Annotated in this window: 5 protein-coding genes; 3 read left to right on the forward strand and 2 right to left on the reverse strand. The window is 52.8% G+C overall.

What is annotated here, in order from left to right; all coding sequences use genetic code 11:
* Together CSE6_RS01055 and CSE6_RS26770 are read left to right on the forward strand one after the other, a co-directional pair.
* A complete protein-coding gene (locus CSE6_RS01055) occupies positions 1–1,776 on the forward strand; it encodes a tannase/feruloyl esterase family alpha/beta hydrolase (RefSeq protein WP_083994662.1) in 1,776 nt (591 codons plus the stop codon).
* A 747-nt stretch (positions 1,777–2,523) separates the two neighbouring features.
* Positions 2,524–2,709 (forward strand): integrase core domain-containing protein, encoded by a 186-nt coding sequence (locus tag CSE6_RS26770; RefSeq protein ID WP_083994663.1) that lies wholly within the window; start codon positions 2,524–2,526, stop codon positions 2,707–2,709.
* A 32-nt stretch (positions 2,710–2,741) separates the two neighbouring features.
* Here the strand turns inward: CSE6_RS26770 and CSE6_RS01065 are convergent, their stop codons facing one another.
* Positions 2,742–3,608, reverse strand: coding sequence for a hypothetical protein (locus CSE6_RS01065; RefSeq protein ID WP_034390044.1), 867 nt, complete (start codon positions 3,606–3,608; stop codon positions 2,742–2,744).
* A 588-nt stretch (positions 3,609–4,196) separates the two neighbouring features.
* On the reverse strand, positions 4,197–6,896 hold the full coding sequence (locus CSE6_RS01070; RefSeq protein WP_238585624.1) for an EAL domain-containing protein: 2,700 nt from the start codon (positions 6,894–6,896) through the stop codon (positions 4,197–4,199).
* A 323-nt stretch (positions 6,897–7,219) separates the two neighbouring features.
* Here CSE6_RS01070 and CSE6_RS01075 point away from each other — a divergent pair.
* Positions 7,220–8,139, forward strand: a 920-nt coding sequence (locus CSE6_RS01075; RefSeq protein WP_152668533.1) for a PLP-dependent aminotransferase family protein, incomplete at its 3' end; no start/stop codon positions are given.

Here is an 8,139-nt window from a genome sequence, read left to right on the forward strand (position 1 = left end):
ATGCAACGAATCAAAAACATGCCTTCTTTGAAAACAACTCACAGCTTTTACTTGGGCTCGATTTCCCTTGCCGCAAGTTTGTTGCTGACGGGCTGTGGCGGCGACGACAGTAGTTCGGGATTTCCCACGCCACTGGTTGTAAAGGACGCAGCCAAGACCTGTGCGGCATTGCAGAGTGCTCAGATTGATGCAGCACGTATTGCCGAGCCGACTCAAGGAGCGGTTGTCACTAAGGCAACGTATCGCGCTGCAGTGTCTGCAGCTCCTAATGCGGCCGGAACGGCGATGGTTGCAGCAACGCCAGATTACTGTGAGTTGTTGATCGATATTCGTCCTGTAGATACTACGGCACCGTTGATCACATCCCAGGTTAACCTGCCCGTTTCGTGGAACGGCAAGAGCGTGCAAATGGGCGGTGGCGGACTCAACGGGACCTTGGTGACTGGGCTTGGGCCAGGCCGTGCAGATGGCCCCGAGACGCCGCTGCCGCTTACAAGGGGCTATATGACTCTTGGCACAGATTCGGGGCACCAAGTTTCAGCCGGCGTGGATGCCGGAGCCTTCGCTCTCAATGATGAAGCGTTGACAAACTATGCCTATGCCGCGTACAAGAAAACGCGTGATGTGGGCGTGCAGTTGTCGGAACGGTTCTATGGACACAGAGCACTCAAAGCCTACTACATCGGAGGCTCTGAAGGCGGCCGCGAAGGCATGCTGATGGCACAGCGCTATCCAGCAGACTTTGATGGAATCGTTGTCATAGATCCGGTTATTCGGTTGATGGGCTTATGGCAATTCCAGTTAAGCATGGGCCAGGTGCAAAGCTCGCCTGGAGCTTGGCTGGGTGGCAAGGTCCAGCTCTTGCACGACACGGTCCGAAAGGCTTGCGATGCTATTGACGGCATTGAGGATCAGATTGTCAGCAACTACAAGGCCTGCCGGCCCCTTGCGGAGACAGCAATTGCATCCCTCAGATGTTCCAGTGGCAACGATGAAGGAAATTCCTGCTTTTCAGATGCACAGCTAGCGACCCTGCGTTGGACATATGGCGGGCAACGCTATCCCTTCACGTTGGCCAATCAGCTGCAGTCTTATCCAGGATACCTGTACGGTAGTGAAGCCGTTGACGGTGCATTTGAGCGATGGGTTACAGGCACGGTTGCTCCCGGTACAAACCCCGACGCAGTGGGTGGAGGGCGCAGCTACTCTGTAGGGGGGAGCTTGGTTCGCTACTTCGTGACAAAAGACGCGCAATACAACCCGCTTGACTTCAAAGCCGAAGACCATAAAGCCCGACTGCAGCAGCTTTCGCAATGGATGGATATGACGGATCCCGATCTCAGCGCGTTCCGTGCGCGAGGAGGCAAGTTGATCATGCGCGAGAACCTGTCGGATAAGGGTAACAGTCCCCAGACTGGCATCGATTACTACGATGCAGTGGTGGCAAAAATGGGACAGGAGAAAGTCGATCAGTTCTTCATGGCTTATGCCGTGCCTGGATTGCCCCATACATCGGCAGGTTTGCCAGCAGGATCTGCCAATGCACCGTCCTATGGAACGCCGGGTGCCATTGACTTCATTGGTCTGCTTGATGACTGGGTGGAAAAGGATAAGAGGCCGGCTAATGATTTGCTTCTGACTAGCCGCAAGCCATTGCCGCCCTTTGACCTTGTGTCTTCCAAGCCCATGTGCCGCCTTGGATCGTATCCTCACTACATTGGCAGCACGCCTCAAGGCGGCGCATTGGCGACTAACTATGTTTGTCGACCAATGTGAGAAGCTTCCGCTCTGTGGCCCTTTCGCTATGGGGCTTGTTGAGATTTGATGTCCTGAGCTTGGAAGGCATCACAATTGCGCCCTGATTCAATATGTTTTGACAGATAAGCAATGGGCTCATTCGAGCCCATTGTGTTTTTGGCAAAGTTGGCGACAGAGGCCGCAGTGGTGCAGATAGCAGGCTGCTCGTCAACGCAGTGTGCTGAAAGACGTGCTCATGCATTGCGCCATGAGACTGGTGCACACCACATCGTTGAGTGTTCCGGAGATTGCCCAGGCATGTGGATACTGATCACGTGCCTGATTTGCCGAACTTTCCGCGCGCGCTTTGGCTATCTGCCGTCGGCTCGCAGATCTGCTGCCGACAGCCCCGGCGTGCATGCACAAGAGCATTGTTATGAACATCCGCTCTGGCGATAGCTCTACTTCAACGCATGCAAAAGTGGATACTCGGAATGCTTCAGACGCGAGTGGCAGCTTTGAGGTGTAGATCAGGCCTCCCGGAAGCCTTGGTGCAATGACAGCATTTGGCAACTGCAGTCATTGGCATTTTGTACTTGAAAGGCTGATACCAGCCTGGACCGTCCGCTCGCGGCGACGCGCAGGACGGCTGCTCCTGGCCGAAAGGAGCCTGCCAGGGAGCGACCTCGGTAGCCAGGGATGATCATCTTCTCAGTGAATCCCTGATCGAAGCTGTCGGCGCATTGATAGCGAGCATTTGGTACAGATGATCAATGTTGCCGGTACATCCATTTCAACCGAACCAGCAGAGCCGAGGTGCTCGACTGCCATGTCTTTGAATCGTTGCGGGAAGTGCGCTCAATGACCGTGGGCTGGCTGCATCGCTTCAAGCACCAGCGCCCACATGAATCGCCAGGCCGGACTCCTCCGGCCGCGTATCGTGTCAAACGTTTCCCCGGCTTCTGCTTTTAGGCGGCGCAGGAAAACGAGGATGCTTCACTGACCTACCGGGGCTCCGCCTTGATCGCCGCATTCAGGGTAGTCCACAGCTCCTTGGTGACGGGCACCATGTCCTGCCTGAAGTACCACCAGAAATGACCGCCCACGTAATTCGGGGTAGTGATCTTCATCGTGTAATAGCGGGTCAGGTACTCGGCCTTCTTGGTTTTGCGTGAGGTACCCACTTCCCCGAATCCGATCTTGGAATTGGGGAACATCACGCGCAGCTTGTCGAACACCTGCTGCCAGTTGGGCTTGAGTCCGTTGCAGTCATCCTCATAGTAGGAAATCCAGACGTAATCCAGACCCTGCTTCATGTAGGCAGGGACATTGGTCTCGGCCCACTTGAACATTTCATTGGAGGCTTGAGACCAGCAGCCCTGGTTGTAGTAGAGCGTGATCGCGGCCGTTTTGTTCTGTGCCTTCACGATGTTGTAGGCGTTGGTCATCTTCGCCACCACATCGGCATTGGCCCCCAGCCACTCGCCGTTGACCTCGTTGGCTACTTCCCAAATATCCACTACATCCGACAACGCATTGAGGTATTGATTAGTCCGCTGTATGTACGCATCCACGCTGTACTGCTTGACGTAGTACGAGTCCAATATCTCACCCATCACATAGGAAACTTTGGAGATTTCCACTGCTGGCTTGCGGTAGTAGTCCGGGTTCACGAACTCATCGAAGACGATGCGCGTGGTTGGCCGGTAGGCCAGCGACGATAGGCTGCGCGTGATGTCGCCAAGCCTGCTCACATCGTCCACGGTGACGCCGTAGATCGGAGTCGGGACTATGCGGCCCGAGGGCACGCTGGTTTGAGCAGATACTACGGAGCACAGCGAGGCAATGCAGAATGGGATAAACGCTTTCATGCGGTATCCCCCAATGAAGGGTTCAATGAATTTTTTCACTTGGATCAATATGAATCGAGGCGCGGCAAGGGTAGGGTGTGAGTGCTTCTAGCTGGTTGCGCCAGCTCAGATCGACCCTCAGTTGACTCTCGATAATTAGCTAAACGGGCGACTTTAGTGCATGAAATTTGGCTAACAGAGGCTAAATGAAACGAAATGCGTTCCATGAGCCAGTGCACATATCGAGCTCACAGCTCTCGGCCCTTGTTGGCGCGCTCAATGCTTTGCGGCAGCTACCAGTCAAGGAGTTGATCGCCAGCGAAATCCTCAATGGCTTCAAGGGAGGGAGAGCAAATTGCACCTGATGTTGGGGTAACGTGAGTGAGCCCTGAACACGAAGCGTTACGCGTGTTGCCTGCGGTATGAGTCATTTTCAAAATGAGCGTATCGAGGAAAATGTCACCGTGCGGTTGCCAGTCGGATGAGATGTAAGGTGCTTTATGTGGCCGCTTGTCCTTCGTTTTGCAGTCCGCTTTTGGCTGAACTCAGCCGTTCACGACCAGCAGACTGGTCAGCAGCAACCAGCACAGTTGGTCAACTCAACCGGGATCAGCACACATGCTTCGCGTTGCTTGCTGCAACATGAAGTTCAAAGTCTTGCAGTGCCATGGGCCGTGCAAAAAAATACCCTTGAAAGGCAGGGCAGCCATAGTCGAGCAAGGCTAAATAGTGTTCACTGGTCTCCACGCCTTCTGCTATTACGTGCAATCCTAGACTTATTGCCAGCTTGATGATGGATTGAGCAATCAGCGCATCATTGGCATCTTGCAGTATTCCGCGTACAAAATCTTGGTCGATCTTTATTTCGAACAGTGGTAATCGTTTGAGATAGCTCAGCGAGGAGTAGCCAGTGCCAAAATCATCCAGGGAAAACTCAAGGCCACAGGCTTGAAGCGCGCTCATGGTTGTCGCAGCTCCATCTACGCTTTGCAGCAAAAAGCTCTCTGTTATTTCTAGTTTTATGCGCTTGGGATCGGCCCCTGTTTTTTCCAGCAAAGCGATAGTTTGAGGGATGAAATTTTCATGTAGCAACTGTCGAGAGCTGACATTGATCGACAAGTTCAACGTCCGAAGTTGCGGGTCCAGACGCCAACGAGCCTGCTGATGCAATGCCTCTTCCATGATCCAGTTGCCGAGAGACAAAATCAGGCCGGATTCTTCTGCGACTGGAATGAACTCCGATGGGGCCACAAGGCCGTGGGTGGGATGATGCCAGCGTACGAGAACTTCAGCCCCGATGACATGTCCATCTCTATCAACCTGCGCCTGATAAAGAAGTCTGAATTGTCTTTCTCGTAAACCGTTATGCAGTTCAGTCTCTAATAGTGCTCGTCGATTCATGGCCTGTTGCATTTCCGGATTGAAAAAGCACAAGGTATTGCGCCCTTTATCTTTTGCACGATACATAGCCATGTCGGCTTGCTGCAGTACCTCATCTGGAGATACTTTGGGATCATCAAGTATCGAAGCACCGATGCTGGCAGAGAAATAATGATTCTGCTTGGCAAGAGAGTAAGGCTGGCGTAGCTGTGCAAGGATGGTCTCCCCAAGCTGACGAACATCGGCTGCAGCTTCAATTGTGTTGCCGGTGAGGTCTTCGAGAATTACAACGAACTCATCGCCACCAAGACGAGCCACGATGTCCTGCTCTCGCACACCATTGCGCAAACGCTCGGCTACGTGCTGCAGCAGTAAATCACCCACCGCATGTCCCCGTGTGTCGTTGAGTGTCTTGAAGTTGTCCAGGTCCACAAACATCACGGCTAATGAATGTCCTGACTCTGTGTTGTTGACGATAGCTTGCTGAAGTCGCTCCATTAGCAGACGTCGATTTGGAAGGCCAGTGAGCGCATCATAAAATGCCAGATACCGGGCCTCATTCTCTGCAGCCTTGCTTCTGGTTATATCAATATCGATGCAGAAAATCTCCGATGGCTGTCCTGGAACTTCAATTAACGTATGGCTTGAGAACACGTCAACTCGTGATCCATCTTTATGCTGTAATTGAAACTCCCCAGAAGGGATTGGTTGTCCGAATGAGAAAATCTGCTGCATGTTCTGGCGTACCACTTCATGCATAGAGGTGGGGATGATCAAATCCAGCATATTTCGTCCTAGAGCCTCTTGCTCTAAGTATCCATAAAGCCGTTCTGAAGCCTTGTTCCAGTAGGTTGTGGTTCCATCATCCCGATATCCTTGCACAGAGATTGATGGAACATGACGTAGCAGTGATCGGAAGCGTAGTTCTGATTCACGCAACGCCGTTTCTGATTGCTTTCGCTCGGTGATGTCGCGTGCGAGGAAGATCACAGTACTAAAACCATTGACCAAAATACCAAGAGGTTGAGTGCGTCCCTCAAAATGACGGCTTCCTCGGCTAGTCTGAATTTCATATTCGACACAGTGCATGTGACCAGATACCAGCGTGTCACGAATCAATGTCAGCAGGCGGTCTGCTTGTGGAGTGGGTATGACATCATGCATGCGTTTGCCAATTATCTGAGCAGACACAGTCATTGACGGAGTATTTTCCGGCGTGATGACTTCGATATAACGCCCTTGCTCATCCAATATCAATAGCACATCAGGGATCGCGTGAGTAATTGCATTTAGGCGTGCCGCGGTTTCCTTAAGGGATCGCTGGGCCGAAAGGTGGATTTCTAGGTCACGAAGCAGCAGTCCAGAAAGGATCGTGGCCATGGTGAATGTAATGACATAGAGCGCAGCCAAGTGTTTATTGAAGTATTGAGCAGTTTCTTGAGGCAGAAACTGCAGAACAACTACTGACGCCAAATGTATAAATAGTCCAAAGCCTGCCAAGTTAAGCGGTGTCACATTGAGCAGAGCTTCGTTGTGAACTCGGCGGTAGATGAGTCCCATTGCAGTGCACAAAACAATGACTGAGACACCGACTGGTACTCCAACGCCACCAATCCATACACGAGCGACAGAGGCCATGGTTGCCGCGACACCTGCCACAAAGGGGCCGCCGAAGAGTCCTGCCATGCCAAGTACTACCGAGCGAGCGTCGATAACTACGCCAGGCCCTAGCACCAGGGGGGTATGCATGCCGACAACGCAAATTCCTCCAAAAAGCAGCCCGGAGAAGGTCTTTTTTGCGATGGGTTGATGCAGGCGATCACCGAGGCCATATAAGTAACACATCGCCAGCAGTAGAGCGATGCTCTTAACGAGTTCAATAAACATAAGACTGTGGGTTGCGTTCTGAGCAAGTTGCCAAGACTGCATGCATACAGTCTTGATCTCGGACGGCTTGCTTGTGGCGCCGAGAGCTCAGTAGGAGCTGCTGGAGGGTGTAGTCCAGCGCTTCAAGGCATGTGAACAGTTGTTGTTGGGGAAGGCTGCTTTAAGGTCAGGCTCAGTGAACCTCTTGCACGGCAGAAGAGGGGTGGCAGGCGCACTTTTCTTACTTCGCGGGTTAGAAGAATGCCACTGGTGTAGGACCTGAGGAGTGCACACAATTAGCTCAAATCCAAGAGCACAGTTGCGCGATATATTCGCCGGCTTTGCGTCAATGCAAGTGCGAATGCCCCACGACCTCAAGGTAGCCTATGAAGCTCTATGAGAAGCTAGCAAAGGATATAGAGCAGCAGATTCACAAAGGTGTCTATCGCGAAGGAGATCGTCTCAAGTCCGTGCGAGAAACCAGCAAGCTGCGCCAAGTCAGCATCACCACGGTTTTGAGAGCCTATTTGCTGCTTGAGAGTCGTGGGCTCATCACGAGCCGTCCCCAGTCAGGTTTTTTCGTGAGCCTGCGCCACGGCTCGGGGACAACAATTCCCGAAGCTCTCGAGCGTCCCAAGCCAATTGCAATCTCGGCTTCAGTTGATGTCAGCAGGCTTGTTCTGTCCACGTTGCGAACGATCTCTGAGGGCAATGCAGTTCCATTGGGCTCACCCTACCCAGACCCGGGAGATTTTCCTTTTGACAAGCTCAGTCGCTACGCATTTGCGGCGGGAAAAGATGCGTCTCTGAGAGAGCTCAAGAATGCTCTGCCTCCCGGTCACCCTCATCTGTTGAGGCAGATTGTTCGTCGACATTTGGAGCAAGGTCTGGTTGTTGACCCGACCGAGGCCATCATTACTGTTGGCGCAACTGAAGCAATCAACTTGTGCCTGCAAGCCGTGGCTAAGCCTGGTGACTTGATCGCGGTGGAGAGCCCAACCTTCTATGCAATGCTGCATGCGATTGAACGCATGGGCATGAAGGTAGTGGAAATTCCAACGGACCCGGTTCAAGGCATCAATGTCGACATACTAGGTCAGCTCGCTCGGGAGTTGCCCATCGCCGCATGTATGGTGATGCCCAATTTTCAGAATCCGCTTGGCTATCGAATGCCTGACGAGCGGAAGCAAGCGCTGGTTCGTCTGGCAACCGAGCTCGACATGCCCATTATCGAGAACGGCGTGTACAACGAGCTCTACTATGGAGACAAGCCGCCCAGTACGCTCAAGGCATTTGATACCGAGGG

The organism is Comamonas sp. E6, from assembly GCF_001010305.1.
GTDB lineage: Bacteria > Pseudomonadota > Gammaproteobacteria > Burkholderiales > Burkholderiaceae_C > Comamonas > Comamonas thiooxydans.